Origin of the sequence: Mesorhizobium sp. M4B.F.Ca.ET.017.02.2.1 (genome assembly GCF_003998955.1) — a bacterium.
Classification (GTDB): domain Bacteria; phylum Pseudomonadota; class Alphaproteobacteria; order Rhizobiales; family Rhizobiaceae; genus Mesorhizobium; species Mesorhizobium abyssinicae.
The window spans coordinates 1-1,480 of the sequence record NZ_RZOF01000604.1; the positions used below are offsets into that span (position 1 = coordinate 1).

1 protein-coding gene is annotated in these 1,480 nt (G+C 70.7%); it reads right to left on the minus strand.

Going from position 1 to position 1,480, the window contains the following annotated elements:
• Positions 1 to 170 precede the first annotated feature (170 nt).
• A partial coding sequence (locus EN738_RS34245; protein WP_281034344.1) for an ATP-dependent helicase C-terminal domain-containing protein occupies positions 171 to 1,480 on the minus strand: 1,310 nt, incomplete at its 5' end.

Genomic DNA, 1,480 nt, shown 5'->3' on the forward strand with positions numbered 1-1,480 from the left:
ACAGAATTCTGCAACGTAGCGACGCGTTGAAGTCACGGAATGGATCCTCGGGTCTACGCGCGTCGCTTCGCTCCTTGCTCCGCCCGTGGATGACGAAGCGATGGGCGTTTGCGCCAATCGCCAACGCACATTGCCCACTAACGCTAATGGCCTGCCGAAGCGGCACGAACCTATGTCCCGCGCGGCTTGGCGCGGCTGGTGGCGGCGGCAAGCAGCGGGTTTTCCGGCCAGACATGTTTTGGATAGCGGCCGCGCATGTCGGTGCGCACATCCGCCCAGGAGCCGCGCCAGAAGCCCGGCAGGTCGCGCGTCGTCTGGATCGGCCGGTGCGCCGGCGACAACAGCTCGAGCGTCAGCGGCACGGTTCCATTGGCGACCGCCGGGTGCTTGTCGAGGCCGAACAGTTCCTGCACGCGCACCGCCAGCACCGGCCATTCGCCGTCATAGCGGATCGGCACGTGGCTGCCCGACGGCGCATCGAAATGGGTCGGCGCCAGCGCGTCGACCTTGCGCTGCAGATCGTGCGGCACCAATGACACGAGGCCAGCCGACAGGGCGCCGGAATTGATCGCGGCAAAGGACGCCGCGCCGGTCAGAAACGGCAGCAGCCAGTCGTCGAGACGGTCGAGAAGGGCGGCGTCGGACACATCGGGCCAAGGCGCGCCGAGGCCGCGATTGAGCCAGCCGAGGCGCTGGCGCAGTGTCTCCGCCTCCTTGCCCCAGTCGAGCAGCGACAGGCCATGCTCTCGCAGGGCATCGAGGATCGCGCGATCCGCGTCGGCGCCGGACGGCGCCGGCAGCATGCGTTCGGCCAGCGTGATGGCGCCGAGCCGGGCTGTCTCGCGCACGCGCACGGCGCGCCGGTCGCGGTCGAAACTCGTCTCGCGGCGGGTCTCGATACTATCGGCTAACGCGGCGCGGATGTCGGCCTCGTCGACCGCAGCCGCGGCGGTGATGCGGGCATTCTGCGCCTTGCCCTGCAAATCGGCGACGACCAGCCAGGTCTCGCCGGCCAGCGGATCGGCGGCGTCGAGCATGGCGCCCGAGCCGTTGGCCAGCACGAAGCGGCCGCGCTCGCCGCGCGCTCGCGCCACCCGATCCGGCCAGGCATGGATGAGGAGCGCGCCGGCGGAAGCCGGTTCGTTACTCCTTCCCCCGCCGGCCTGCCTTGCCAGCCGTTCGGCAAGCTGGCGGGCCGAGACGGAACGCGGCGACTTCTCGGTGCGAAAGCGCATCAGACGGCGTTCGAGATCGGCGCCGTCGCCGCCGAGCCCGCGCTCGGTGAGCAGCACGGCAAGGGTGGCCGCCGCCAGCGCATGGCCGGTTGCGGCGGCTTCGGCGACCATATGGGCAAGCCGCACCGGCAGCGCGAGCCTGCGCATGGCGGCACCGGCGTCGGTGAGACGCCCGGCGGCGTCGATGGCATGCAGGGCGACCAGCAAGGCCCTCGCTTCGTTGAGCGCCGGAACCGGGGGCGGGT